22 protein-coding genes are annotated in these 26,015 nt (G+C 69.9%); 10 read left to right on the forward strand and 12 right to left on the reverse strand.

The window, feature by feature from the left end; genetic code table 11:
- The first annotated feature begins 246 nt into the window (after positions 1-246).
- Positions 247-477 carry a zinc-ribbon domain-containing protein gene (locus I6N91_RS12765; protein ID WP_198813131.1) on the forward strand — a complete coding sequence of 77 codons (231 nt, stop codon included), beginning with the start codon at positions 247-249 and terminating at the stop codon, positions 475-477.
- Between the two features lie 24 nt (positions 478-501).
- Here the strand turns inward: I6N91_RS12765 and I6N91_RS12770 are convergent, their stop codons facing one another.
- Positions 502-1,347, reverse strand: a complete 846-nt coding sequence (locus I6N91_RS12770) for a CoA ester lyase (RefSeq protein ID WP_198813133.1) — start codon at positions 1,345-1,347, stop codon at positions 502-504.
- 135 nt (positions 1,348-1,482) lie between these two features.
- Here I6N91_RS12770 and I6N91_RS12775 point away from each other — a divergent pair, with 135 nt between their 5' ends.
- Together I6N91_RS12775 and I6N91_RS12780 are read left to right on the forward strand one after the other, a co-directional pair.
- Positions 1,483-2,487 (forward strand): helix-turn-helix domain-containing protein, encoded by a 1,005-nt coding sequence (locus I6N91_RS12775; protein WP_198813135.1) that lies wholly within the window; start codon positions 1,483-1,485, stop codon positions 2,485-2,487.
- 138 nt (positions 2,488-2,625) lie between these two features.
- Positions 2,626-7,164 (forward strand): S8 family serine peptidase, encoded by a 4,539-nt coding sequence (locus I6N91_RS12780; protein ID WP_198813138.1) that lies wholly within the window; start codon positions 2,626-2,628, stop codon positions 7,162-7,164.
- 164 nt (positions 7,165-7,328) lie between these two features.
- Here the strand turns inward: I6N91_RS12780 and I6N91_RS12785 are convergent, their stop codons facing one another.
- From I6N91_RS12785 to I6N91_RS12805, 5 genes are all read right to left on the reverse strand, one after another.
- A complete protein-coding gene (locus tag I6N91_RS12785; RefSeq protein WP_198813140.1) occupies positions 7,329-9,233 on the reverse strand; it encodes a cation:proton antiporter in 1,905 nt (634 codons plus the stop codon).
- Positions 9,230-10,702, reverse strand: coding sequence for an ATP-binding protein (locus I6N91_RS12790; RefSeq protein WP_198813142.1), 1,473 nt, complete (start codon positions 10,700-10,702; stop codon positions 9,230-9,232). The genes I6N91_RS12785 and I6N91_RS12790 overlap by 4 nt, the downstream gene beginning before the upstream one ends.
- Positions 10,699-12,399: an FAD-dependent oxidoreductase gene (locus I6N91_RS12795; RefSeq protein WP_307843350.1), complete on the reverse strand. Its 1,701-nt coding sequence runs from the start codon at positions 12,397-12,399 to the stop codon at positions 10,699-10,701. Before I6N91_RS12795 ends, I6N91_RS12790 begins: the two co-directional genes overlap by 4 nt.
- 255 nt (positions 12,400-12,654) lie before the next feature.
- Complete coding sequence (locus tag I6N91_RS12800) at positions 12,655-13,410, reverse strand: MerR family transcriptional regulator (RefSeq protein WP_198813148.1); 756 nt, start codon at positions 13,408-13,410, stop codon at positions 12,655-12,657.
- A gap of 105 nt (positions 13,411-13,515) precedes the next feature.
- Complete coding sequence (locus I6N91_RS12805) at positions 13,516-13,773, reverse strand: hypothetical protein (protein ID WP_198813151.1); 258 nt, start codon at positions 13,771-13,773, stop codon at positions 13,516-13,518.
- A 195-nt stretch (positions 13,774-13,968) separates the two neighbouring features.
- Between I6N91_RS12805 and I6N91_RS12810 the strand changes: the two genes are divergently transcribed.
- The gene (locus I6N91_RS12810; protein ID WP_198813153.1) at positions 13,969-14,382 is read left to right on the forward strand and encodes a helix-turn-helix domain-containing protein; all 414 of its coding nucleotides are present in this window, start codon (positions 13,969-13,971) and stop codon (positions 14,380-14,382) included.
- On the opposite strand, the gene I6N91_RS12815 is transcribed toward I6N91_RS12810, so the two are convergent.
- Positions 14,344-15,558, reverse strand: coding sequence for a PucR family transcriptional regulator (locus I6N91_RS12815; protein WP_198813156.1), 1,215 nt, complete (start codon positions 15,556-15,558; stop codon positions 14,344-14,346). The two genes, I6N91_RS12810 and I6N91_RS12815, sit on opposite strands and share 39 nt — an antisense overlap.
- 310 nt (positions 15,559-15,868) lie before the next feature.
- Between I6N91_RS12815 and ald the strand changes: the two genes are divergently transcribed.
- Complete coding sequence (gene ald, locus I6N91_RS12820; RefSeq protein ID WP_198813157.1) at positions 15,869-16,981, forward strand: alanine dehydrogenase; 1,113 nt, start codon at positions 15,869-15,871, stop codon at positions 16,979-16,981.
- Here ald and I6N91_RS12825 read toward each other — a convergent pair.
- Positions 16,978-18,009, reverse strand: a complete 1,032-nt coding sequence (locus I6N91_RS12825; protein WP_198813159.1) for a Gfo/Idh/MocA family oxidoreductase — start codon at positions 18,007-18,009, stop codon at positions 16,978-16,980. The genes ald and I6N91_RS12825 overlap by 4 nt on opposite strands.
- A gap of 75 nt (positions 18,010-18,084) precedes the next feature.
- Entirely contained in the window at positions 18,085-18,696 is a 612-nt protein-coding gene (locus I6N91_RS12830) for a TetR/AcrR family transcriptional regulator (RefSeq protein ID WP_198813161.1), read from the reverse strand.
- A gap of 85 nt (positions 18,697-18,781) precedes the next feature.
- On the opposite strand from I6N91_RS12830, the gene I6N91_RS12835 reads away from it, so the two are divergent.
- Complete coding sequence (locus I6N91_RS12835) at positions 18,782-19,345, forward strand: NAD(P)H-dependent oxidoreductase (RefSeq protein ID WP_198813163.1); 564 nt, start codon at positions 18,782-18,784, stop codon at positions 19,343-19,345.
- 83 nt (positions 19,346-19,428) lie between these two features.
- Here the strand turns inward: I6N91_RS12835 and I6N91_RS12840 are convergent, their stop codons facing one another.
- The 3 genes from I6N91_RS12840 to I6N91_RS12850 all read right to left on the reverse strand — a co-directional run bounded on the left by I6N91_RS12840 (position 19,429) and on the right by I6N91_RS12850 (position 20,858).
- On the reverse strand, positions 19,429-19,620 hold the full coding sequence (locus I6N91_RS12840; RefSeq protein WP_120166358.1) for a hypothetical protein: 192 nt from the start codon (positions 19,618-19,620) through the stop codon (positions 19,429-19,431).
- Between the two features lie 42 nt (positions 19,621-19,662).
- Positions 19,663-20,631 (reverse strand): lantibiotic dehydratase C-terminal domain-containing protein, encoded by a 969-nt coding sequence (locus I6N91_RS12845; protein ID WP_198813164.1) that lies wholly within the window; start codon positions 20,629-20,631, stop codon positions 19,663-19,665.
- Between the two features lie 86 nt (positions 20,632-20,717).
- Positions 20,718-20,858 carry a hypothetical protein gene (locus I6N91_RS12850; RefSeq protein WP_198813166.1) on the reverse strand — a complete coding sequence of 47 codons (141 nt, stop codon included), beginning with the start codon at positions 20,856-20,858 and terminating at the stop codon, positions 20,718-20,720.
- 430 nt (positions 20,859-21,288) lie between these two features.
- Here I6N91_RS12850 and I6N91_RS12855 point away from each other — a divergent pair, with 430 nt between their 5' ends.
- The 4 genes from I6N91_RS12855 (at position 21,289) to I6N91_RS12870 (ending at position 26,005) form a co-directional block, all read left to right on the forward strand.
- Positions 21,289-22,257 (forward strand): LuxR C-terminal-related transcriptional regulator, encoded by a 969-nt coding sequence (locus tag I6N91_RS12855; protein WP_198813169.1) that lies wholly within the window; start codon positions 21,289-21,291, stop codon positions 22,255-22,257.
- 82 nt (positions 22,258-22,339) lie between these two features.
- The gene (locus I6N91_RS12860; protein ID WP_198813172.1) at positions 22,340-23,524 is read left to right on the forward strand and encodes an FAD-dependent oxidoreductase; all 1,185 of its coding nucleotides are present in this window, start codon (positions 22,340-22,342) and stop codon (positions 23,522-23,524) included.
- A gap of 89 nt (positions 23,525-23,613) precedes the next feature.
- Positions 23,614-24,936, forward strand: coding sequence for a PLP-dependent aminotransferase family protein (locus tag I6N91_RS12865; protein ID WP_198813175.1), 1,323 nt, complete (start codon positions 23,614-23,616; stop codon positions 24,934-24,936).
- Between the two features lie 445 nt (positions 24,937-25,381).
- Positions 25,382-26,005 carry a hypothetical protein gene (locus I6N91_RS12870; protein WP_198813178.1) on the forward strand — a complete coding sequence of 208 codons (624 nt, stop codon included), beginning with the start codon at positions 25,382-25,384 and terminating at the stop codon, positions 26,003-26,005.
- Positions 26,006-26,015: the final 10 nt, after the last annotated feature.

Genomic DNA, 26,015 nt, shown 5'->3' on the forward strand with positions numbered 1-26,015 from the left:
GTGGTCACCTACCTCAACCGGGTCGGCCTCGCCGCCCGCGACCCCTTCGACTGCCCCATGGTCAACAAGTACCGCCGGCAGTAGCCTCGCCCTCCAAGGACGTCCCGCACCCCCGGTGCGGGACGTCCTTGGGTTAAGGCACCCGGACGGGCGGCGGCAAGTCAATCATCAGTATGCTTCCTATTTTGCTCGGACTGCGGGTAGCGTTGACCCTTCGGACCAACCCCGCGCCCTTGAAGGAGCACAATGTTTTTCCTGTTCGGCCTCACCACCCGCGAGCGCGTCCTGTTCTCCCGCTCCGCCAGCTGCCACTTCTGCGGGCGCTTCGCACCACAGCAGGTTATTCAGCGGGCCACGAAATTCACGCTGTTCTTCATCCCGCTGCTGACGGTGCGCAAGAGCCGTCTTCTGGTGTGCACCAACTGCGGAGGGGCCTCGCCGCTCAGCGCGCAGCAGCAGCGGGCCATGGCGGCCTAAGGCGCCGGACGGCGACCTACCGGCTCAGGCGTTCCAGAGTCCGTAGGAGTCGGCGAGCGAGGAAATCTTCTGCGCCCGCGCCAGCCGCGGAAGGTAGGAGCCGTCCCCCACCACCGCACCGGCGGCATGGGCGCTGAGCAGCTCCACAGCCCACTGGATCTCCGATTCGCTCGGGGAGAGCGCCCGGTTGATCGTGTCGGTCGCGTCAGGTGAAAGGCACAGCTTGCCGGTCATCCCCATTGAGGCGGTGACCCGGCTCGCCTGCAGCAGCTCATCACCGAGCGCACCGACGGTCGGGCCGTCGATGGGGCCCGGGAGCTGGCCGACGCGGGACGCGACAACAAGCTTTGACCGCGCATAGGCAAGTGCCATTGGGTCGTCCGAGGCGCCGGTGTCGCGGCGGAAGTCGCCGACGCCGAAGGCCAGGCGGAACGTTCCTGGAGCACTCGCGATGGCTGTGGCGTTTTCGATGCCAAGCGCCGATTCCACCAGGGCGAGGACCGGGGTTCCGGCCTTGAGGCGCATGGCGGTATGGGTCACCTGCTCCGGTTTCTCCGTCATCGCGAGCATCACCCCCCGCAGCCCCGGGAGCCCGGAGAGGGCCGCGAGGTCATCGGCCCAGTAGTCGGTTTCGATCCCGTTGACGCGCACCCAGGCGGTCATGCCGCTGGACAGCGCCTCAACGACCCGGTCCCGCGCCTCAACCTTCGCGTCGGCGGGCACCGCGTCTTCCATATCGAAGATGACTGAGTCCGCCTCGGAGGCGAGCGCCGGGGCGAAGTTGGCCTCCGAGGCCGCTGAAGCCAGCAGCCAGGATCGGGAAAGTTTGGCTGGGAGCGCGGCGGCGCGGCTGTTTCGAAGGGAGGCCATAGGGAAACACTACTGAGGGGGACGGCCCATTATCCAACGGGGACGGATCAGCCCCGGAAAATCACCCACGCGGGGCGCTGTTCATCATCGGCCCGGCTGCGGCGGTACGGGTCCGGCCTCGGTAGGCTTTCTGCCATGGCTAAGGATGAGACCGTTCTCGACCTCCTCGGAATCGACGAGGCCAGCGAACGCATCTACCACCTTGTGCTGCGGCAGGGGGCGGCGAGCGTCCCCGTGGTGGCGGAACAGCTCGGGATCTCCCACACGGAGGCCGAGGACCGCCTCGATACACTGCGCGGGATGGGCCTTGTCGCCCGGCGGGCCACCGAGGACGGCGACTACGCGCCGGTCGATCCCCGGTTTGCCCTGCGGATCCTCACCGACCGGCACAGCGACGGCCTGGCCCGCATCCGCGACCACATCGGGGTGCTGGCGGACCAGTTCGACGCCGGGCGCTCGAGCCAGGCCGACGCGCCCCAGACGCAGGTCCTCAGCGGCGCCGATGCGCTGGCCGCCTGGTACGTGCGGCTGCAGCACCAGGCCGGCCGGGAATTCCTTGCCTTCGACCGCCCTCCCTACGTGTCGGCATCCTCGAACCCGCTCGAACCCGTGGTGCTCGACCGCGGCGTGTCGTGGCGGGCCATCTACTCGGCCGCCAGCTTCGAGCACGAGGGCAGCTGGGAGGAGGTCCAACGACTTGTCGCCCGCGGGGAACAGGCGCGGGCGACCCAAGAGCTTCCCCTCAAGCTGGCCATTGCCGACCGCACGGTCGCCATGGTGTCCCTCACTCTGGAGGGGGAGCGCTTCGACGCGCTAGTCACCGAGTCGCCTCCGCTGGTTGAGGCCCTCTGCCAGCTGTTCGAGTTCTACTGGCGCTCGGCCATCCCGGTGGGGGAAACCGCCGGGACGCTCGCCCGGGACCTCAAGACCCCGGGGCGCCGGGTGGAGCGGGCGCCGACCCCGGAGGAACATGCGATGCTCACCCTGATCGGCGCCGGCCTGAAGGACGAGGTCATCGCCCGCCAACTCGGCATGTCCGCGCGCACCCTGCGCCGCAGGAGCCAGGACCTCATGGCGGAGCTGGGAGCAGCCAACCGGTTCCAGGCGGGAGCGGAGGCGGCACGACGCGGGTGGCTGTGACGGTTCGATGACGCACTAGAACCCCCGTTCAACTATTTTCTGGCCTCCTGCGGCCAGAGGCCGCTCGCGGCCATTCATTTTGGGTATCCGCCCGTAGAGTTACGGCACGCCAAAAGGCGATCGTGACGAAGGATGTCCATGTCGATACTCGGTTCCCGTTCCTTAGCCCACCTTGCCGGAGGCACCGCGGTGCTCGCGGTCCTCGCCGGCGGCCTTACGGCCGTTGAGGCGCCTCCAGCCTCCGCCGCCAATAAATCCCAACGCGTCATCATCGAGTTCGAGGGCGAGCACGCGCTCGCCCGACTCGGAGACACCGAAGCCAACGCACTGCGGAAGGGATCGGGAAACGCCCGTTCCGCGGCGCAGAGCGCCTACCGCTCGGCCCGCGCCGAGGTGACCGAGGCGCAGGAGAGCGTCCTTGCCGAGGCAGAAGCCCGCGGCATCCGGCTCGAAAAGACCCGGCACGTCACCGGCGTGCTGAACGCCGTCATTGCCACGGTTGACCCGGTCCAGCTCGAAGCGCTCCGCGGGATTCCCGGCGTGGTCCGGGTGAACCTCGACCGCCAGGTCCACTCACTCGAGACAGCCCCGGCACCGACCGAGCCTTCCGACGAGGCGGAGGCGACGACTGCACCGACTCCGCCCGCCGAAAAGCCGACGCCTCCTACCGACCCCACAGCCCCGGCGCCCACGCCGAAGGCGACGCCGAAGCCCTCAGCGAAGCCCGCCCCTACAGACGCACCGACGCCGGCCAAGAACGCCCAGCCCGATGCCGATGCCCCGACGACGGCGGAAACCGCCGCCGGGAAGGGCTCGGTCGTCGCTGTCCTCGACACCGGAATCGACTACTCGCTGCCGGAACTGGGCGGTGGATTCGGCGAGGGCTTCAAGGTGGTGGACGGGTACGACTTCGTCAATGACGACGACGACCCGATGGACGATCACTATCACGGCACGCACGTCGCCGGAATTGTCGCCGGGACCGGTGCGGCAACCGGCGTGGCGCCCGAGGCGGCCCTCACTGCCTACAAAGTGCTCAACGCCGAGGGCTCGGGATGGGAATCGACGATCATCGCCGGGATCGAAGCCGCGGCGGACCCGGTCGGCGCCCACCCGGCCGATGTGATCAATATGAGCCTCGGCGGTCCAGGGGATGGAAACGACGCCCTAGGTGACGCAGCGTCAAACGCCACAAAGAGCGGCGTCCTGGTGGTCGCCGCCGCAGGAAATGAAGGCCCTGGGGAAGCGACCATCGGAACGCCCGCAGCGGCCGCGGACGTCCTCGCCGTCGGCGCATCGGTGACCGACTACCGGGTCGCCACGGCGGCGCTCGCCGCTCCCATGCAGCGCACACTCACCACCTGGCGGGCGCCGTTCAGCGCGAATCCGCCGGAACAGGACCTCACCGCACCGGTGGTCGCCCTCGGTGGGGCAGGAACGCCCGAAGACTTCGACGCGGCCGGCGATGTTGCCGGCAAGATCGTCGCCCATCAGAGGGAACTCCCCCGAAGCGCCACCGAATCCGCCGGCGGCCTCCCCGGGATCGCCCGGCTCGCCGAGGAGCGCGGCGCGGCGGCAGTCATCTTCTACAGCCCTCCTCCTGAGAGCGACACCCCACCCGTCGGGCCCGGGGATCCCACGGGCCCCGGGCTGGATCCGGGCATCACCGATGCCGCACCGAGCGCGTCAGGGCACCTCGCCCAGAGCAGTGATTCACGGTTGGATTCGGTCGTTGTCCTCGGGATGAAGAACTCGGAATACGCTGCCTTCGCCGAAGCGGTGGAGGAGGGAACTGCCCGGATCACCATCTCGTCGGTCGACGCGACCGACACCATCGCCAGCTTCAGCTCCCGCGGACCAACGGTCCTCAGCCGGCTCAAGCCCGAAATCGTTGCTCCCGGTCTGGATATCCTCTCAATGGTTCCCTCCACCTTCGGGGCGCCCGGCAATGTCGCCCGGCTCTCCGGAACGTCGATGGCCTCGCCCTTCGTCGCGGGAGCCGCGGCCATCGCGAGCGCCCAGCATCCCGACCTGGACCCGGCATCGCTTCGCTCGCTCCTCGTGGGGAGTTCGAAGGAGCTCGCGGGAGCGTCCGCACGGCTCTCCCCCACCCTCCAAGGCGCAGGCCGGGCCGACACGGGCACGCTGAAGAAGGCAAGCGTTCTCGCATCACCGTCGTCCCTCGGGTTCGGCCAGGCCGACGCCCGGGGGGACCGGCCCGTTCCCCTCGAATTCGCCCTGAAGAACCTTTCCACCGAGCCGGTCTCCGCGCGGCTTGAGGTCCTTCCCTCAGACCGCAGCGCCGGTGAACTGACGCTGAGCAGCCCCGAGGTCACGATCGCGCCCGGCGCCTCGGTCCCGGTGGAGGCGGTGGCATCCGCAACGGTGTCCGAGGCGGACTCGGAGCTCTCGGGGGTCATCGTCGCCCGTCTGAGCGACGGCACCGAGGTGCGCATCCCCTACCTGCAGCTCTCGCGCCGCCTCTCGGTCACCGCTACGCCCCAGCCCGCGGCTCCCGGAACGACGAGGGTCCTGATTAGCTCCTTCCTTCGCCTTGACGAGGCACCGGTCCTGACGGTGTCCCGCAACGGCGGGACCGGCGAACCGTTCACCGTCGCCGCGGTTCCGTCGCCGTCGATGCCCGGCTGGTACAGCGCCGACGTTGAGGCACGCGATGTGGGTGCCTACACCCTCACCGCCACCGGCGTCACCGGCGGCAGCCAGGTCGCGGGGTCAGGCTCGATGGAAGTCGTCTCCGGTGAAACCTCCGGGGACACGTGGAAGCAGGTGGGGCGGAACGCCAGTTCGGACCAGCTCGCTGTTTCGCCGGCCGCGCCCGGAACCGCACTGCAGACGACGTCGACGTCGGTGCGCCCCTTCGTCACCACCGACCACGGCGCCTCGTGGCGGCAGGTGAGGTCCCTGCCGGTGGCCGACGGCAGGGGTATCCCCATTGCCGACCCGAAAAACGGCAAGGCCTTCTGGTACGCCGTCAACGGCGGAGGGACGAATCCGCCCATGGACCCAAGCTACGCCGGGCGCCTGCTGCGCACGGAGGACCTCGGGAAGACCTGGAGTGTCCTGCCGATGCCCGACAAGCACGTCGCCGCGGTCGTCAATGACGGCAGCAGGCTTGCCGTCCTCACGGCGGACGGGGTGGAAATCAGCCTGGACGGAGGGACCACCTGGTCCCACGAGCCCTTCCGCTGGGCGGGAGCGGTGACCGGCGCCGCGCTGCAGAACGGCAACCTGCTGGTCACCGCGTTCGACCGGGTCTGGCGGGTCGAGGACATCTTTGGAAGCCCCGGCACCCCCGAACAGGTGTACGAATCCCCTGACCGGAGCATCACCGGGGTCGCCGCGACCGGCTCGGTGGTGGCCGTCAGCGAACGCGAACGGGTCACCACCTCGACCGACGGAGGCTCGACGTGGAGGACAACCGAGCCGCTTGGATCCTTCGCCATCAATGTCCACGCGGTGGGAGATGAACTCATCCGGGCCACCAGCAACAACGGATATGCCCGCTCCACCGACAACGGCGTCACCTGGAAGGACTTCACCTACCCGGGCGGCGGCGGTGGCATCGGCAGCGACTTCGCCCGGTGGCCGGACGATCGACGTTCCCTGCTCGTGGCGATGGAAGCGGGCGGCCTTTACGCCTCACGCAACGACGGAGACTCCTTCAAGCGGCTGGGCGTGGCTGCCACGACCATCAAGGACGTCATCGCTTCGACCGATGCCAAGGGCGCCCCGCGCCTGTTCGTGTCCGACGATCAGGGCTCCGCATCGCGCGAGCTTCCGGCCGGGCGCAAGCTGCCCGCCAACATCGTCGAATGGGGCCCCACGGGCGGGGAGGGTATGATCGGCGTCCGCTCCGACGAACTGGAGCAGGACGCCGGGGACCGGAACGCCCTGTGGAGGACCCGCGTGGATGCCTGGTTCGCCCACCGGATCGAGGTGAGCTCCGACGGCGGAGCAACCTGGACGCAGGCCGGCAGGTCGTCCCGCGGACAGGTGATCCACGACCTTGAGGCCAGCCCGACCACGACAGCGCACGGCGCTGGGAGCTACGCGGACTTCGGGGACAGGGGCCTCATGGTCACCCGTGACGCCTGGCAGACCTGGGAGACATACCAGCACCCGATCACCATCCGGAACATCGCCATCGACCCCTCGAACGACACCCGGATGTGGCTTGCCGCCGACGAGGGACTCTACCTCTCGGAGGACGACGGAGCCACGATCCGTCAGGTGCAGGAAGGGGAAACCTCAACCGTCTGGGTCAATCCGGCCGATCCGCTCCACGTCGTCGCCGGGGGCCGGGGCATCTCCGTCTCGACCGACGGGGGGAAGAGCTTCACCCGCTCGGACGTCGGCGGGATCGATATGTACACCAGTTCGATCACCGAGGCCGTGGTGAAGGGTAAGCGCGGGAACCAGACCGTCCTGTTCGCCGGGTCGACCACCTTCCGTCCCACTCCCCTGTGGGTCCATGGCCGCGGGGTGCTCGCGAGCCTGGACGGGGGTATCACCTGGAAGAACGTGTCCGCCGGACTGGCGTCCACCTCGGTCACCTCGCTCGATGCGAGCGACGACGGGAAGTGGCTGTTCGTCGGCACCCGGCAGGGCGGACTGTTCCGCGCCGACGCCGCCGAACTGATCAAGGCCGCCGGCTGATCAGCCCCTCCGCTGATCAGTTCTGTCCCTGATCGAACCGCGGGCTGATCAGTCCCCACGCTGATCAGCCCGCACCAGGGCCCGTCCGGCAGCCGCCGGGCGGGCCCTTTCGTCTGCGTCCCGCGCGCGCCGGCTTCCCCGCAGCGGGCGGACGGCGGCGGAAATCAGCCAAGCACCTCGTCGAGGTAGCACCACCGCCACGACTCGCCCGGCTCGACGCTGCGCATCAGCGGATGCCCCGTGTTCCGGAAGTGCCGGTCGGCATGCAGGCCGGGCGAGGACTCACAGCATGCGACCTCGCCGCACTCGAGGCACATCCGCAGGTGCACCGGCGTCGTCCCCTCACGGGCGCAGTCAAGGCACCGGGGGGCTGCCGGCGTCTGCCGTTCGGGCGCGTCCTGCAGATGCGCGCACCCGTCCCGGACGGGCCGGTCCCGCGGGTCCGCCAAGGCGGCCGGGCCCACCGCAGGGACGGTTCCGCCGGCCTCGTCCGCTTCCTCGGCGAGGAACGTCTCAAGCATCGCCTCCTCGGAGTCGAGCCGCTCAAGGACCTCATCGACCACTTCGGCGGCATAGAGGCCCTGCCGCCGCAGCTTCAGCACCTCCCGGCGTTCGGCGTCGAGCATCACCATCCGCAGTTCGAAATACCGCTGGCTCGGTGTCTGGAGCTGCTCCTCCGGCGGCCCGAGGCGCTCCCAGGCCGCGGCGCTCCATTCCTTGGTGCGGCGGCGGAGCATCCCGAGCAGCTCCGGTGAGTCCTCGGCGAGGATGCGCCCCTCGAGCTGGCCCAGGCCGGCCGCGGTGGATTGGCGCACCAGCAGGGCCCGCTGCAGCGCGTCCTCCCGGCGGTCGGGGCCGCGCAGCCCGAGCCGGCGCACCACCCAGGGCAGGCTGAAACCCTGGATGGCCAGGGTGCCGGCGGCCACGACGAGGGCGGCGAGGATGAGCACCGGCCGGTGCGGGATGTCCTCCGGGAGGACGAACACCGCCGCCAGCGTGACCACCCCGCGCATGCCGGCCCACGCGACGACGGCCGGGAACTGCCAGGGCAGCGGAGGTTCGGTGGTCCGGATCCGCGGAAGGAGCCGGGGCAGGTAGCTGGCAGGGAAGACCCAGACCGGGCGGAGCACGATGACCGCCAGCAGGATGATGCCGCACACGGTCCAGACCCGTGCCGGGCCCATCGGGTCCATCAGCGCGGCGTCGACGATCGAGCGCACCTGCAGCCCGATGAGCAGGAACACCGCGTTCTCGAGGAGGAACTGGACCGTCGCCCAGTTGGTGCGCTGGCTCAGCCGTGAGGCACTGCCGGGCATCGAGGGCGTCCGGGTGCCGATGATCAGGCCGGCGACGACGACTGCGAGCACCCCCGAGGTGTGGAGCGCCTCGGCGGGAAGGAACGCAACGAAGGGTGCGGCCAGGGACGTCGCCGTGTTGATCGGCACGTTCCGCACGCGCCTGCGGATGCCCAGCAGCACCAGGGCGGCGCAGGCGCCGATGAGCGCGCCGCCGGCGGCGGCCACCACGAATTCGAAGGCAATCTCGAGCAGGCTGATGCTCCCGGCGAGCGCGGCGACGGAGGAGCGCAGCAGCACCAGGGCGGTGGCGTCGTTGACGAGGGACTCCCCTTCGAGGATCGCGACCGCCCGGCGGGGCATGCCCACCCGCCTGGCGATGGAGGTGGCGGCCACGGCGTCCGGGGGTGCGACGACGGCTCCGAGGGCGAAGGCAGCCGGAAGGGGTACCTCGGGGATCAGCCAGGCGACCACGAGTCCTATGGTGACCGTGCCGAAGATGACGTAGCCGACCGAGAGCAGCGCGATGGGCCGCTTGAGGGCCCGGAACTGCACGACGGGGGTCCGCAGGGCGGCCGCGTACAGCAGCGGCGGCAGGATGCCGATGAGCACCATCTCGGGGATGAGGCGCACCGGTGGGATGAACGGCAGGTAGGACCCGATCACTCCGAGGATCACGAGCAGCAGCGGAGCCGACATCCGCCACCGGGTGGCCAGGGCGCTGGCGGCGCAGATGACGGCCACGATGGTGAGCAGGGTCAGGGCGAGGTTCATCCGTGTGCGGCCGGAGCTTCCTGCGCCGGGGCGGGGCCTGTCCCGGCGTCCTCCGCGGGCTGCTGCAGCGGCAGCCGCACCTGGAACGCCGTGGCCGGGTCGCTGACCAGCTTCAGCGACCCGTGGTGCTTGTTCACGACGATCCGCCAGGAGATGTCCAGGCCGAGGCCCGTTCCGCTGCCCACGGGTTTGGTGGTGAAGAACGGCTCGAAGATCCGGCCCCGAAGCTCCCGGGGAACGCCGGGCCCGGTGTCCCCGATCTCCACGAGGACGGTGTCGCGCTCGCGGACGGCGGTCACGGTCAGCCGGCCCTGCCCCTCCATTGCGGCCACGGCGTTGTCGATGAGGTTCGTCCAGACCTGGTTGAGTTCGGCCGGGTAGCACTGAAGCATCGGCAGGTCGGGATCGTAGGTCTTCTCGACAGTGATCCCGGCACCGATGCGCTGGGCCAGCATGACCAGGGTGCTGTCGAGCAGCGTTCGCACGTCGGCCTCCTGATAGGGCGCGCGGTCGAGCTGGGAGTATTGGGAGGCCGCTTCGACCAGGGAGGAGATCCTGGAGGTCGAATCCTGGATCTCGTTCATCAGCTGTTCGGTGACGATGACGTTGGCCAGCCAATGGAGGACGCCGTTGATGTCGCCGTCCGGAGCAGCTGTTGCGGCCTCCCGCAGCCAGTCCTCGCCGACGCCGGCCTGGACGAACGTCGCGGCCAGCTCCCAGCTGCCCTGGACACCGTGGTCCTCGAGCCAGTCGGCGAGCGCGTCCTCCCGGTCGGAGACCTCAAGCGGGCCGAGGGTTCCGACGTGCGCGGACCGGCGCAGCGCCTCCTCCTGCAGGTCGACGAGCCGCTCGAGTGCCTCCGGGGCCACGGTCAGGCCCGCCGCGAAATGGATCGTGTCACGAAGGGCGGCGACCCGTTCCCGCAGCACGGAGGTGGCCCGCAGCGCCGACGCCGCCGGGTTGTTGAGCTCGTGGGTCAGTCCGGCCGAGAGGGAGCCCAGTGCCATCAGCCGCTCCCGCTGTGCGATCACCTCGCGGGTATTCTCCATACCTAAGAACAGTCCCTCGAGCAGGTGCAGCGCCATCGGGAACCAGTCTCCGACGAGGTTGCCGAAGTCCTCGGCCCCGATCTGGAGGAACCGGCTGGGCCTGCTCGTGCGGAAGGACGTCGAATAGACCTGGGGTACCCGGTCGCCAAGGTAGGCCTGCACCGCGCCGGCGTACACGCCCCGCTGGCTGGTGCGGATGAGCTCGACGTCGTCGTCGCCGACCCGGCGGGTCAGCACCACCTCGCCGTCGAGCAGCACGTAGAACACCTCCGCCGGCGTGTTCTCGCTGTAGATCGTCTCGGCCCCGTAGGAGCGGATGGTGCCGATCTCGCAGATCCATGCGAGCTGCTCCTCGGTGAGCTTCTCGAACAGGAAGAGCGTGCGGAGCTCCTCCGGATCGCACCGCTGGCCCCCGTTCATTGCGCGGCCAGGTATCGATGGGCGAGGGTGACGGCCATGGCGCCTTCGCCGACCGCCGAGGCCACCCGTTTCACCGAGCCGGCGCGCACGTCGCCTGCGACGAACACCCCCGGAATGCTGGTCTCGAGCGGGTAGGGCATGCGGTCGAGCGGCCAGTCCGCAGGGGGCCTGCCGTCGGTCAGCAGGTCGTTGCCGGTCACGATGAACCCGCGGCTGTCCCGGACCAGGGCCCCCTCGAGGTTTTCCGTGTGGGGATCGGCTCCGATGAAGACGAACAGCCAGTTCGTCGCCACCTCCCGGGACGTACCCGTTTCCCGGTTCCGCAGGGTCAGCCCCTCAAGGTGGTCCTCGCCGCGGGCCGCCGCCACCTCCGTCTGGAGCAGCAGCTCGATGTTCGCGGTGGCCTCGATCTGGTCGATGAGGTAGGAGGACATTGACGCCGTCAGGCTCGAGGCGCGGATCAGCAGCCGAACCGAGCGGGCCGTGCGGGCGAAATAGACGGCGGCCTGCCCCGCGGAGTTGGCTCCCCCGACGATGTAGACGTCCTCGCCGGCGAGGTCGGCCGCCGAGGCGGTGGCAGCCCCGTAGAAGACACCCCGATCGGTGAGGTGCGGGAGCCCTTCGCCCGCCAGGGTCTTGTAGGCCACGCCCATCGCCAGCACCACCGCATGCCCGGCGATTTCCGTCCCGTCATCGAAGGTCACGACGCGCGCCCCGCCCCGCGCCTCAAGCCCGGTCATGTTGCGGGTGGTGAGCACCTCGGCTCCGAACTTGGAGACCTGGCGGCGGGCCCGGTCGGCCAGCTGGGCACCGGAAACCCCGTCCGGGAAGCCCAGGTAGTTTTCGATCCGGGAGCTCTGCCCCGCCTGCCCGCCGGTGGCGTTCTTCTCCACGAGGACGGTCCGGAGGCCCTCGGACGCACCGTAGACCGCGGCCCCCAGCCCGGCCGGGCCCCCGCCGACCACGACGAGGTCGTAGAAATCCTTGAGCGGGGCGGTGCTCAGCCCCACGCGTTCGGCCAGGACGGTGTCGGTGGGGGCAACGAGGGCGTCCCCGCCGGCGGTCACCACCACCGGAAGGACCGAGCCGTCGGTGCCGGCCGCCGCCAGGATCCGCTGCGCCTCCGGTTCGGTGACCGGCAGCCAACGATAGGAGACCTGGTTCCGGGCGAGGAATTCGCGCACTTCGACGGACCGCGCGGACCACCGGTGGCCCACGAGGGTCGTGGTGTGCACGGGCCGGCGGTCCGCGGTCCGCCAGGACTCGAGGAGGGAATCGACGACCGGGTACAGCTTCTGCTCCGGCGGGTCCCACGGCTTGAGCAGGTAGTGGTCGAGGTCAACGACGTTGATCGCGTCGATGGCTGCGCTGGTGTCGGCGTAGGCGGTCAGCAGCATCCGGCGGGCCGCCGGGTAGATGTCGATGGCTGCCTCGAGGAACTGGATGCCGTTCATCTCCGGCATCTTGTGGTCCGCGATGAGCAGGGCGACCTCGTCGCCGCGGAGCTTGAGCTCCCGCAGCGCCTCGAGCGCATCGGCCCCCGAATCGGCGCGCACGATCCGGTACTGTTCGCCGAAGCGCCGGCGCAGGTCCCGGGCCACCGCCCGGGAGACGCTCGGTTCGTCGTCGACGGTGAGGATGGCGACAAGCCCTCCGGCGCCGTCGGCCCTGCGCTGGCCCGCCGCTGGGGCAGTCACAGCCGCCCTCGGGCCGGCCGGCAGCCCGGCCCTGCACCTTCGTGTTGAGCAGCTTTCCTGCTCCCGCCCCATGGAAAAGCTGGTCCCATGACTGGGCCTCCCACGTCCGGTGCGCCTCGGGGCGCACGCGATTATCGAACCATCTGTGCCGGGGAGGGTCAATAGCGCCAGCGCCGGACCCGCCGTGCCCGTCCGGTTCCCGCGGCGTGGCGGGCCCGGCGCGCTGTGGTGGGGCCGGCGGGAGCCGGCCGGGGCCTAGAGGTTGGCGTCGGCGTAGGCCTTCAGGGCGTCGCTGACGAAGCCTGCCTTTTCCGGTCCTCCGTAGACCGCGCTGAAGCGGGGGTCGGCGACATACATCTCCCCGATCCCGATCACGTAGTCCTTGGCGGGCCTGCCGCCTTCGCGGGGAATCCCCGGCGCCTCGGACAGCCATTCAAAGTGCCGGGCGGCGAGCTCCTGCGCGCGGGGCCCCTCGGGGCGCTCGTCGCCGGACGCCGCGGCCACCCAGCCGTCGGCGAGCCGCTTGGCCGCGGCCGCGTAGTCCTTCCGCTCGGTCTCGCTCTTCGCCCGCCACCAGGAGTCTCCGGCGGCGTACGCGTCGGCGCCCCACCGCTGTTCCACCTCCTCCTTGAACTGGGTGTGGTCGAAGCCGTCGAACATTTTCTCGGCCATCAGGGGTTCCCCTCTCTCAAGACTCCGTACGGTGCCCAGCACCGATTCGATCTGTTGTCCGATCCGCTGGTGCTCCCGGCGCAGCTGTCCCAGATGGGTGCGCAGGGCAGCGGCCGGCTGTTCGCCGCCATCGAGGATGTCCCGGATGGCGGGCAGTGCCAGCCCGAATCCGCGCAGGAGAAGGATGCGCTGGAGGCGCACCAGTGCGTCGTCGTCGTAGTACCGGTAGCCGTTGGCGCCCACGCGCGACGGCTCAAGGAGGCCCAGCTGCCCGTAGTGGCGCAGGGCCCTGCTGGTGGTGCCGGCGAGTCTCGCGACGTCCTGGATCGACCGTTCCACGTTCTGTTCTCCCGTTCTGGATTCCGTGCCGGATCCAGCGTAGGAGTTGACGCAGCGTCAAGGTCAAGGCCGGTGCGCGGCAGGAGGGAAGCCGGCCCGGGTGGGTCAGCTGTACCAGAACCAGTGCGGTGGGCTCCAGTCCGCCGGCACCGTGTGCGCGGCGAATCCGCCGCACTCCGAGCAGGAGTAGCCCGCGCTGGCGGGAAGGATCGCCCCGCCGCCGCTCGGGAGCCGGGGCGGGACGTACTCTTCGAAAATCAGGAAATCGTCGGAGCCGCAGCGGTGGCACCAGGGGCGTTCGCCGGTTTCGGCGGGGGCCGCCCCCGGCCGGGCGGCGCCGGGCGTTGAGTTGATTGTCGTCATTGCCTTCACCATCTCGCTTCAAGCGGTCGACGTCGGCCGCGAACGGAAGTAAGGATACTGATCGCCTCAGGATACTACCGGTCCAGACCACCGGATAGTCCGCGCACCGCATCGGTGCCGCCCGGCCGGGCGCAAGCTTTGGGAAACGGGGGCCCAAAGAACCCGCAGGACGCCCATCTTTGGCACAATGTCCCCATGCCGCCACGAGCCCCCCGCACCACCGATGCGCTGCCCTCCGCCGAGGCCGCAAGGCTCGAACGGGCGCTGGCCGACAGCTCCGACATCACCGTCTTCGTCGACGGGACGGCGTTCCGCCTGCCCGCCGGCGCACGCGAGGCGGTGGTCGACCTGCTCGAACGGCTCGGAGCAGGCGACACCGTGCAGTGCTCCTCGGTGGCCGAGCTGCTGACGACCTCGCAGGCCGCCGAACTGGCCGGGATCTCCCCCACCTACCTGCGCAACCTCACCGATGCCGGGGAGATCGCCACCGAGTACCGCGGCTCGCACCGGCGCATCCGCCGGAGCGACATCGAACAGTGGCTGCGCCGTCAGGGCTCCCGCAGGGCCGGATCAGAACCTCGGACGGAGCATCCAGCGGCGGGCCTTTAGGGCGAGGTGCAGCTCGAGCCGCACCGCACCGCCGAGCGGATCGGCCCCGATGATGGCCCGGATCCGCGCGAGGCGGTTGTAGACGCTGCTGCGGTGCAGGTGCAGCTGCGCCGCGACATCCTGAACGGACCCGTTCTTGTCGTACAGCAGTTCGAGCACCGGCAGCAGCTCCCCTGCCCGGTCCTGTTCCTCCAGCTCGGCGAAATAGATGCTCCGGGCCGCCGCCGCCTGCCAGCCCACTGCCGCAAGCATCTGGTAGGCGCCGATCGAGCGGTACTCGACGAGAGTACCGAGCTGCGGCTCGACGCCGGCGGCCTGCGCGGCGCAGCGGGCCTGGCCGTAGGACTCGGCCAGCCGCTCAAGGCCCGCGAAGGGCTCCCCCAGCCCCAGGACCAGCAGCGCGGCCGGACGCCCCGCACGCTTGGCCAGGCCCTCCCCATACCGCCGCAGGACATCGGCGTGAGCGGCATAGCCGACCCCTGCTCGCAGGAGGAGGACCGCGTGCGTCGGCGCGCCGGCGCTGAAGAGGAACGGTTCGACGCCGACCGTCGCCTGCAGGGCGGCGGCCCGGTGCATCAGCGTGCCCGCTTCGGGATCGGCCGGCCGCGCCCGCGGGCTTCCGGCGTCGGCGATCACGCCGAGCTGCCACGGACCGCCGTCGTCGACCTCCGGCCATCCCCTGAGGTCCTCGAGGGCGGAGGCGGTGCCATCGCAGGCGGCCAGGAAGTCGGCCTCCCTGCGCGTGCGGTGTTCGGAGTCGGCCGTATTGCCCTCGAGCAGGAGCTCGGCGAGCCGGTCCAGCTCCGGGCGGACCCGGGGAAGGGCGGCGAGGATGTCTACGGCGGGATCGGCCTCGGACTCCTGCTGCACCCAGAGATATCCCACCCGGAAACCCTTGACCAGCAGGGGCACGCACACCCGCCCCAGCATCCCCAGGTCGGCGTTCGCCGGGACCGCCACCGGCCGCACCGCGGTCCCGATCCCGTGCCTAAGCTGCCAGGCGCCGACGTCGGCGGGGACCTTCTTGCTCAGCAGGAAATTGACCCGGACCCGGTCCGCGGAACTCTGGTGGCTGCTGTAGGCCACCAGCACGCCGTCGAGGTCCTCGAGTGAAAGACCCCGGCGCAGCGTCCCGGCAATCCGCTCGACGGCGTCCTCGATGGCGGAGTTGTGCATCCCGCCAGCCTAGGGGCTGCACGGGCAGCGGGGCGACATTTGCCGCTCCCGGACTCGACAGCTGTCGATTGCTTTCAACGGTCCCCCCTGCTAGTGACCTGGGACACAGGGAACGGCAGCCGCCCCGGCGTTGCGCGCCAGCGCGGGCACCGGCGGGAGGGGACACCGGCCCGGCAGGCAACGCTCCGCACGGCATCCCGCCGACGGCGCGCGATCAACCCCGGCAAAGCAGCAGACAGCGGTTTGGGCGCCGCTCATACTTGAAGCACGCCCCACCGGGCGCCTGCCCGAACGACACCTGGAGAACCCCATGATCATCGGCGTCCCGAAAGAAGTTAAGAACAACGAGTACCGCGTCGCCATCACGGCCTCGGGCGTCCATGAGTTCCGCACCCACGGGCACACCGTGCTGATCGAAACGGGTGCCGGAACCGGCTCCAACATCACCGATGCGGAGTACCGGGCCGCCGGTGCCGAGATCCTTGAGGACGCCGACGAGGTCTGGGGACGCGCCGACATGGTCCTCAAGGTCAAGGAGCCGATCAAGGAGGAATACCACCGCTTCCGCGAGGGCCTGATTCTCTTCACCTACCTCCACCTCGCCGCCGAGGCCGAGCTCACCCGGAACCTGCTGGACGCCGGAGTCACCGCCATCGCCTACGAGACCGTGCAGGACGGGCGCGCCCTCCCCCTGCTGGCCCCGATGTCGGAGGTCGCGGGGCGGCTTTCGGTCCAGGTGGGCGCCCAGGTCATGACCGCTCCTGCGGGCGGTCCGGGCCTGCTGCTGGGCGGAGTCCCCGGGGTGCGCCCGGCCAAGGTCACGGTGCTGGGCGCCGGTGTCGCCGGCACGAACGCCACGGCCATGGCCGTGGGGACCGGGGCGGAGGTCACGATCCTCGACATCAACATCGCCCGGCTGCGCGAGATCGACGCGCAGTACGCGGGACGGGTGAAGACGGTGGCCTCGAACGCCTTCGAGATCGAGAAGTCGGTGCTCGAGGCGGACCTGGTCATCGGCTCGGTCCTCATTCCAGGGGCGAAGGCCCCCAAGCTCGTCACCAACGACATGGTCTCGCGGATGAAGCCGGGCAGCGTGCTGGTCGACATCGCGGTGGATCAGGGCGGCTGCTTCGAGGACTCGCACGTGACCACCCACCAAGAGCCGACCTTCAAGGTCCACAACTCGCTGTTCTACTGCGTCGGCAACATGCCCGGCGCCGTCCCGAACACCTCGACCTATGCGCTGACCAATGTCACCCTGCGCTACGCGGTGGCCCTGGCCAACCGGGGCGTGCGCGCGGCGTTCGAGGCGGACCCGGCCCTGGCCCGCGGGCTCAACACGGCCGCGGGCCAGGTGGCGCACTCCTCGGTTTCCGAGGCGCACGGGCTCCAGCTTGCCGAGGACTGGCGGGACCTGATCTAGCCGCCCGCAAGCCGGTGGGCCTGCTCAATGAGGCGCAGGCCCGCCAGGGAATCCTCCGGTTCCACCGGAACGGCTCCGCCGCTGCGGACCGCCCCGGCGAGCTGCCGGTAGAACCCGCCGTAGTCGCCGCGGGCCGTCTCCACCGGCTCCGCCGACGGATCGTGGCCGAGCCGGCCCCACAGCTCCTGCGGCTCGCGCCCGTACAGGGGATCCCCGGGAAGCATCCCGGCCTCGATCGATGCTTCCTGCGGATCGACGCCCCACTTCGTGTAGGAGGCCTCCGACCCGGTGAGGCGGAACCGGGGCCCGGCCTGCGGGGCGAGGAAATTCATCGCCAAGTGGGAGAGAACTCCCTGCTCATGGCGCAGGACCACGAAGGCGTCGTCGTCAGGGCCACCGCCGGAGCGGGCCGTGGCCAGCTCCGCATGCTTAAGGGTCGCCGGACCGAAGAGCCGCAGGGCCTGGTCGATCAGGTGCGGACCCAGGTCGTAGAGGATGCCCCCGCCCTGGTCGGGGCCGGCGCTCTTTTTCCACGGCTTGGCTACCTCGGGCTTGAAGAACTCCATGCGCGATTCGAACCTCCGCACCCGGCCCAGGGCGCCCTCCCGGACCAGCCGTTCCACGGTCAGGAAGTCGCCGTCCCAGCGCCGGTTCTGGAAGACCGTCAGGATCCGCGAATGCGAGGAGGCCAGTTCGGTCAGCCGCACGCCCTCGGCGCTGTCGACGACGAAGGGTTTGTCGACGACGACGTGGAGCGAGGCCTCCAGTGCCGCTCCGGCCAGCGCGGCATGGGTGGCCGGCGGCGTGCTGATGACGGCCAGGTCCAGGTCTGCGGCCCGGGCGAGGGCCTCCTCCGCCGAGGACACCACGGCGGCCCCCGGGTAGGCCTGCCGGGCGGCCGTGGCGCGCCCCGGATCGGAGGTGACGATGACTTTGAGCTCGAACCGGGGGTCAGCGGCGAGGAACGGGGCATGGAAGACCCTTCCGCCGAGACCAAAACCGAAGAGCGCCGCGCGGATCTTATGCATGGCCCCAGCCTACCGGGGTGCGTCCGTCCGCCCGCGGACGGGCGCGCCCTGCGGCTGGTCCCTGGCGCCGGCCGGCTACCTTGGCAGGAAGCGCTTGACCAGCTCGTTCCAGCCCGCGATGAGGCGCTCCTGGGGCATCCGGCGCTCCTCCGTGAGGTGGACCAGCACCCCGGCATTGAGGTAGGCGGCGAGCTGATACGCAGCGAGTTCGACGTCGCCGGTGGTTCCGGCCTCACGGAGGAGAAGGCCAAGGTGCTGCCGGGAGAGCCGCTGCGTGGGGTGGCCGAGTGCCTCCGGCCCCTCCTGCGCGGCCCGCAGCAGGTGACCCTGAAATTCGCACCGCCGGATCGACGCCTCGCCGAACGCCTTCAGCCGCTCCCCCGGGGCCGCCCCGGGGCCGAGGGGAGGCGGCCCGGACATGAACGCGGCCTGGAAGTCCCTCCCGGACTGATCGAGCAGCGCCTGGATCAGCCCGGTCTTGTTCCCGAACCGGCGGAACAGCGTGCCCTTGCCTACTCCGGCGTGGCGGGCCACCTCGTCCATGGTGAGCTTCTCGGGTCCGTGCAGCTCCACGATGCGGACGGCGGCCTCGAGCAGGAGCCGGCGGTTGCGCGCGGCATCGGCCCGCTCGCCGTCGTTGCCGGAGAGCCGAAGCACTGGATTCCCGCCCGACATAGGTTCAAGCATAGTGCGGAATAAAAGTGGACCACGGTCCGGTTATAGTGGACAGCGGCCTGAGGGCCGAGACCCATTACCCCCACAAGGAGTACACATGACCACGACCATCCTCACCCTCGTCGGAAGCCTCCGCGGAGATTCACACAACCGCCAGATCGCCGAAGCTGCAGCTGCGGTTGCCCCGGGTGACGTGAGCATCGTGACCTATGACGACCTCACCAGCATCCCGTTCTACAACGAGGACCTCGATGTACCCGGCGCCGTCCCGGCCGCCGCCGCGAAGTTCCGTGCCGCCGTGGCCGAGGCCGACGCCGTCCTGCTCGTCTCCCCCGAGTACAACGGCACGATTCCGGCCGTGCTGAAGAACGCCATCGACTGGGCCTCCCGCCCCTACGGCGAGAGCTCCATCTCGGCCAAGCCCGCAGCCGTGATCGGCTCCTCCATGAGCCCCTACGGTGCGGTACGCGCCCATGACGACGCACGCCGCTCGCTCGGCGTTGCCGGCGCCTCGGTGCTCGAGGACGCACAGCTGTCGGTCGGAACGAGCATGGAGCGGTTCGCCGAAATCCACCCCAAGGATGACGCCGAGCTCGTCGAGCAGGTCACCGCGATCCTGAACGCGCTCGCCGGTGCCGCCAAGGAACCGGCCGCCGCGTAACTGAGCTTATCGCTGGTGTTGACCAGGAAGGCCGGGCAACTGCCCGGCCTTCCGCCGTTAAGGAGGTACGGGCGCGCCGGTGCTCAGTGCCACAGGCTGTCGGCCCAGGCGGCGTCCCGGAGGTAGTCCCTCGCCGGGCCCACCTCCCATAGTTCGCCGGAACTCGCGAGGACCCCGCTGTCCCTCAGGGACGCAAGCGCCGCGGCGGAACATCCAAGGGCCACTGTCAGATCACGGTCGTCGGCGGCGATAACGAAATCACTGCGGTCGCTCATGGGAACCTTCTTCTGGTGGGGGGGCGCTGCGGGTCGTGTCGATCAGGAGGTGCTGTGCTGCCGGCGCCGAGCCCCCGCCGGCACCTGCGGGCTCCAGGTCCGGGCGTGAAGTCCGAGGGCCGCCTCCTCCCGGGGAAGGAAGCCCAGCCGGTTGAGCGTCATGTGGGCCTGGTACACGGTCAGGTGGCGCGCGCCGCGGCTCACGCCGGCCTTATCCGCGCTGCTGAGGTAGCCGTCGAGGGCCGAGAACCACCGCCGGCGCCAATGCTGGACGGTCGCTTCGGCCGCCGTGGCCCCCATGAGGCTGTGGAAGGCCGGGCTCTTGGCCCGGACCTGCTCGGTCATGGCCTGCCGGACGGCCGGCGCGCGCACGCCCAGCTCGGCGGTGCAGGCCGCAAGGTGGTTGTCCCAGTAGGAGTCCCAGGAGTCCCGCCGCCGTTCGGGCCAGGTGCCCGAGCGCGGCCCGCGCATCATGGCCTGGGTTGAATCGAAGAGAATCAGCGCCCCCAGCGCCGAGCGGCTCTGCATGCGGGTGAACCGCTGCACGGCCCACAGGGAAAGGTCCGAGCTGAGTTCGAACACCTGCTCGGCCAGTTCAAGCCCGGCCGAGCCGCCGTAGGTGATGAGATCGGACTCGAGCTGCGGATCGGGTTCCCCGACTCCGCCGAAGTAGTAGAGGTCCACGGCCGGGCTTGAGGTGTGCTGCCGGATCGAGACCTTCGGCCTGGCGGCGCTGCGGTGAATCCGCTGGTCGCGCTGGAGGCCCTGGAGCTTCTCCAGAACGCGGGGGTGGGCCTGGATGTTCACCCGAACCTGGGTGGCCGGGTCGCCGCTGCGGGAAAAGTACCAGCGCTTGGCTCCCAGCGAGCGGGCCTGCGCCACCAGGGGGGTAACCAGCTCTTCGATGATGCCGTCCGCTACATCGAAGCCACCCGCAGTGAAGGTGAGGTGCCACCATTGAGTGCTCCCGGCCGTTCGTGAGGCGGTTCGAACGGTGGTGAGCTGACTCATGGGCCCTCTCCTTCAGGGTTAGTGGTTACCCCGCTGGGGCGGGATCGGGGGGAACGCCGCCGCACCAACACGCACAGCGTTCCGGCTTACTTCGGCCAGTCCCAACTGCCGGCGACGAGGTCTCCACGCGGCGACTCGGCGCTGCCTGCCGCGAGGGCCGGGCCCGCCGGTGACACCGCGCCCATGAGGATGAGGATTCCGGCGGCTGTGCCGAGGAGCTTCTTCATGGAGATCACCTTTCGCAGTGGGACTGATTCCGGAAGGGATGGCCGACGAACCTGTCGGGCCTTTCGATGCCGCCGTTCCACCAGCACCGCCTTTCCGGTCTACCCAGAATGGTCGGAGTGTCCCTGCGTGTCCAGCCTCCCGGATGGCCGCTTCAGGACATGGCCGGAACCGGACTTCTGACCGCCCCGGCGGCCGCCGTCGCGCCCCGGATACCCGCGGGATTTCGCGCCAGTATGCGGAGAATCCGAGCGCCGACGCCGGCGGGTTGCTGCTCCGTCCGCGGTGTCATTAACTGGACATGCCATGTTTTTCGCACCGTCGGGTCGGCGGGAGCGCCACTGCGGGAATGGCGGGGCGGGCCGGGGCTCCTCTGTACTCTGGGGAAGGGCGGGCCGCCGACGCGCCGCCCGGTGTCCAGAAGGAGGTCTCATGCTCGACGGTTCATGCCTTGAGTTGTACCGGTACGCCGTCGGCCATCCCGGCTGGACCAAGGAGCAGGCCTCCGAGGCGCTGGGCCTGACGCTGCGCGAGATCGACAATGCCATGACCGAGCTTCAGGCACGCCGACTCCTCGGGCCGCAGGCCGCCGGCACCGCCGGCTTCGTCGCGGTCTCACCCGATGTCGCCCTCGCGGACCTCGTCGACGCCGACGAGCGGTCCCTGCAGGAGCTGAAGATGCGCATCAGCTCACGTCGGCGGGAGCTTTCAAGCCTCGTGCCGATCTTCCTCGAGGCGCGCAAGCAGAGCGTGTCGAGCACCTCGGTGGAAACCCTCGAGGATCCCCATCTGATCCACAGGGTGCTGATCGACTACGGCAGGGACGTCTCCGAAAAGGTCCTGATCGCCCAGCCCGGCCAGGGCTCCACCGCCGATGTGCACGAGGAAAGCATCCGCAAGGACCTCGACCTCCTCAACCGGGGCGTCCGGCGCCGCACGCTCTACGACGTCAGCACCCGCGACCACGTCCCTACGCGCAAGGCCGTCACCGCCATCCAGGCCGGCGGCGGTGAATTCGGGGCACTTCCCTTCGTCCCGCTGCGCATGATGATCTTCGACCAGAAACTCGCCCTCGTCGCCCGGCAGCTCGACGCCGGCGACAAGGCGGCGCTGGTGATCCGCGACCCGAGCCTCATCCACATCTTCACCCTGCTCTTTGATGTCGCGTGGGAACTGAGCGAGCCGTTCCTGGCACCGGACGCGACACAGACCCCCCTCAACAGCATGCAGCACGCGATTCTCCAGGGGCTGGCCGCCGGACTGTCCGACGAATCGATCGCCCGGCGCCTCGACATCAATGTGCGCACCTGCCGGCGGCACATCGCCTGGATGCTTGAGACGCTGCGGGCCGACAGCCGCTTCCAGGCGGGGGTCAAGGCGCGCGACGCCGGCTGGATCTAGCGCGGCCAAGGCGGCCCGGCTGCCGGACGGCTGCTACCCGGCGTAGCATGGGCCGGCGGAGGCACTGCGGGCGGGGGATGGAATGGCCGGAACCAAACGGGACGCTGTGGTGGTCGGGGGCGGCATTGCCGGGCTGGCCGCCGCCTGCTCCCTGCTGCGCCAGGGATGGAACGTGACCGTGCTCGAGCAGGCACGCCGGTTCGCGGAGGTCGGGGCCGGGCTGGCCCTGACACCCAACGGCCTGTCCGCGCTCTCGTCGCTCGGGCTTGATGCACCGGCGCGCGGGGCGGGCCATCCCGTGCAGATGGCGGGCACCCAGGACCACCGCGGCAGGTGGCTCGTGCGCATCCCCTCCGGCAGCGTCCGGCGCCCGCCCCCGACGGCCTACGGCATCCACCGCAAGGAACTGCACCGCCTGCTCCTGGCGTCCGCCCAGGGAGCCACCCTTCTGCCCGGCGCGCGGGTGGTGGGCATCGATCCAGGTCGGCCGGACGGGCCAAGGGCAGTCGTGTTCTGCGCCTCCGACAAGGGGGACCTGGCCCTCGACGCGGATCTCGTCGTGGCAGCCGACGGCCTGCGCAGTGCCTGCCGTCAACAGCTCGCACCGGCGTCGGCACCACGGTACAGCGGGAAGTCCGCCTGGCGGGGCGTCGTCCGGGAATTCCCTGCCGCGGCCGACGGCTTCGCGGTGCGGTGGGGCCCGGGTACCGAATTCGGGGCGCTGCGGATCGGGGCCGGCTCCGTGTATTGGTATGGGTACACCTTCTCCGAGGAGGGCCAACGATGGGCCGATGAGAAGGACGCCGCGATGGAGCACTTCGCCGGCTGGGCCGAGCCCGTCCCTTCGCTGATTAGGGGGACGCCCCCGGCGGTGATCCTGCGCCATGACGTCTACGCACTCGCGCCGGCACTTGCGACGTACGTCTACGGGCGCGCCGTGCTCATCGGGGACGCCGCCCACGCGATGGTGCCGACCTTGGGACAGGGGGCCAATTCCTCCCTTGAGGACGGGGCGTGCGTCGGTCTCCTCATTGCCCGGGCGGTCAATGAGGGTGCCTCCCTGGCCGCTGCCCTCGGAAGCTATGACGCCCGGCGCCGCCCCCGCACCCAGCGGATCGCCCGCCGGTCCGCCACGGCCGGCCGGCTGGGAGCGGACCTCCGCGCGCCGGCCGGCGTCGCCGCCCGGAACGCACTGCTGAGGCTTCTCCCCGGCAGCCTCGCTGCCCGCGCCGGCTCATCCGTCGTGGCGTGGCGGGCACCGGCCTGAGCGGTTCGCCGGCCGACCCCGGGACGCGCGCCCCCACAAATGGGCAACAGCTGTTGCCCCCCGGTGAACCCGCCGCCTAGACTCGGGGGGTGACGAACTCCAGTGACTCAAGCCACGAAGTGATTCCCGCCGAAACCGAAGCAGCCCTGGAGCGGGTGGCCGACTATGCGGCCCGCCACGACGTGCTCTACTCGGCCCGTGCCGCCAACATCAAGCAGTCGGCGGTCCGCGATGTCTTCGATATTTCGATCCGGCCCGGCCTCGTATCCCTCGCCGGAGGCAGCCCGTACCTGCGTTCGCTGCCCCTCGAGGACCTGGGCCGAACGGCCCAGCGGATCATCGCCGAGCAGGGCCTCGAAGCCCTTCAGTACGGCGGCGGCCAGGGCATGGAGGAGTTGCGCGAACTGATCTGCGAGGTGATGGCCGCCGAAGGGATCACCGACGCCGACCCGGCCGACATCGTGGTCACCACCGGCTCCCAGTCGGCCCAGGACGTCGCCGCAAAGGTCTTCTGCAACCCCGGCGACGTGATCCTCTGCGAGGATCCCACCTACGTCGGGGCCCTGAACACCTTTGAAGCCTACGAGGTCGACGTCGTCACCGTCCCGATGGACGACAAGGGCCTCATTCCGGAGGAGCTCGAACGCACCATCCTCCGGCTGAAGGAGGAGGGCCGGTCGATCAAGCTCCTCTACACCATCCCCAGCTTCAACAACCCCAGCGGGATCACGATGGAGGCCGGCCGGCGCCAGCGCGTCGTCGACATCTGCCGGGACAACAACATCCTGGTGCTCGAGGACAACCCCTACGGCATGCTCCGCTTCGACGGCCACCCCCTGGCGCCGATGCGGGCGGGCAACCCGAACGACGTCATCTACCTCGGCTCGTTCTCGAAGATCTTCGCCCCGGGCGTCCGGCTGGGCTGGGCGCTGGTTCCGCGCCACCTGCACCGCCGCTTCTACCTGGCGTGCGAGGCCGTGGTGCTGTGCCCGTCGCCGCTGACCCAGATGCTGGTGAGCTCCTACCTGACGGACTATGACTGGCGCGGGCACCTCGAGACCATGAGGGTGCTGTACCGCGAGCGGTGCGACGCGATGCTCGCCGCGCTGGCCGAGCACCTTCCGGAGGGCGTGCACTGGACCACCCCCGAGGGCGGCTTCTTCGTCTGGGTGACCCTGCCCGCGGGGATCGACACCTATCCCCTGCTCTACGAAGCGATCGACGCCGGCGTGGTCTTCATTCCCGGTGCGGCCTTCACCCCCTCGGACGAGGCCTCGAACAAGCTCCGCCTGGCCTTCAGCGCGGTCTCCCCGGAGGACATCGCCGAGGGTGTGCGCCGGCTTGCGCCCATCCTGCAGCGGGCCCTGGCGTCGGTCCCGCCGCAAAACGCGGCGCAGTCAAGCAACTCCTGACGGGACCTCCCGGGCGGGACTCCGGCACCCGTCGGCCTGGCTCCACGGGGGCATGACGGAGCATTGCACAGGGGTTTCCGCCACCCGGCTGACGGCGCCGGCCCTGCCGCGGCCGGGTGCACCGGACCGGCCGGGGGCGAAGATCACAGCGGGATCACGAACCCACCCGGCCAGTTACAGTTCGGTGACAGGAGTTGTTGCCTCCCGACGAGCATGCCTACGGTTGAAGGACACAACAGGAGCCACGCACCCACAGCGTCGGCTTCAAGGCTGGCCTTGGAGACCGCACCAGCGCGGCCGGAAGGTCGTCAAAGAGGGCCAATAACGACACGGGCCCATCCATCACAGACCGAGCACCCTCGCCGAAAGGGCCGAGCAGTCAGCGTTCCCCCTGGGCTTTGAACTTCAACCAGCCACGGCGAAACCCTCACGCAGGGAGAAGACAATGGATAACCAGAACACCTCCGGGGCGTCGTCCCCTAAAGGCATGCGGAACTCCGTCGTGGCCGAGGAAAGGCGTCAATTCGGCGGGATCAAGTTCGGGTCGGCCTTCTTCGGTTGGATGACGGCCACCGGCATCGCCGTGCTCCTGACGGCGCTGCTCACCGCCCTCGGCGCGGGCGTCGGCGTCGCAAACAATGCAGCACCGGCCGAGGTCGCGGAGCGGGCCACCCAGAACGCGCAGACCGTCGGCGTCGTCGGTGCCGTCCTTCTCGCAGTGATCCTGTTCATCGCCTATTACTGCGGCGGCTACGTCGCAGGTCGGATGGCGAGGTTCGACGGCGTCAAACAGGGCCTTGCCGTCTGGCTGTGGGCCATCGTGGTCGCTGTTGTGCTGGCCATCATCGGCGCCGTCGCCGGCAGCGAATTCAACCTCCTCAGCGGTCTGAACGGATTCCCCAGAATCCCGATCAATGAGGGAACCCTGACCTCGGGCGGCATTGTCGCCCTGTCGATTGCGGTGATCGTTCCGCTTGTCGGCGCCCTCCTCGGAGGTAAGGCCGGGATGCACTTCCACCGCAAGGTCGATCAGGTCGGTGTGGACCACCAGGTTGGCCTGAGCGGGTAATTCACCCCCC

The sequence above is a fragment of the Arthrobacter sp. MSA 4-2 genome (assembly GCF_016405885.1).
In the GTDB taxonomy this organism is placed as follows: Bacteria; Actinomycetota; Actinomycetes; order Actinomycetales; family Micrococcaceae; genus Arthrobacter_D.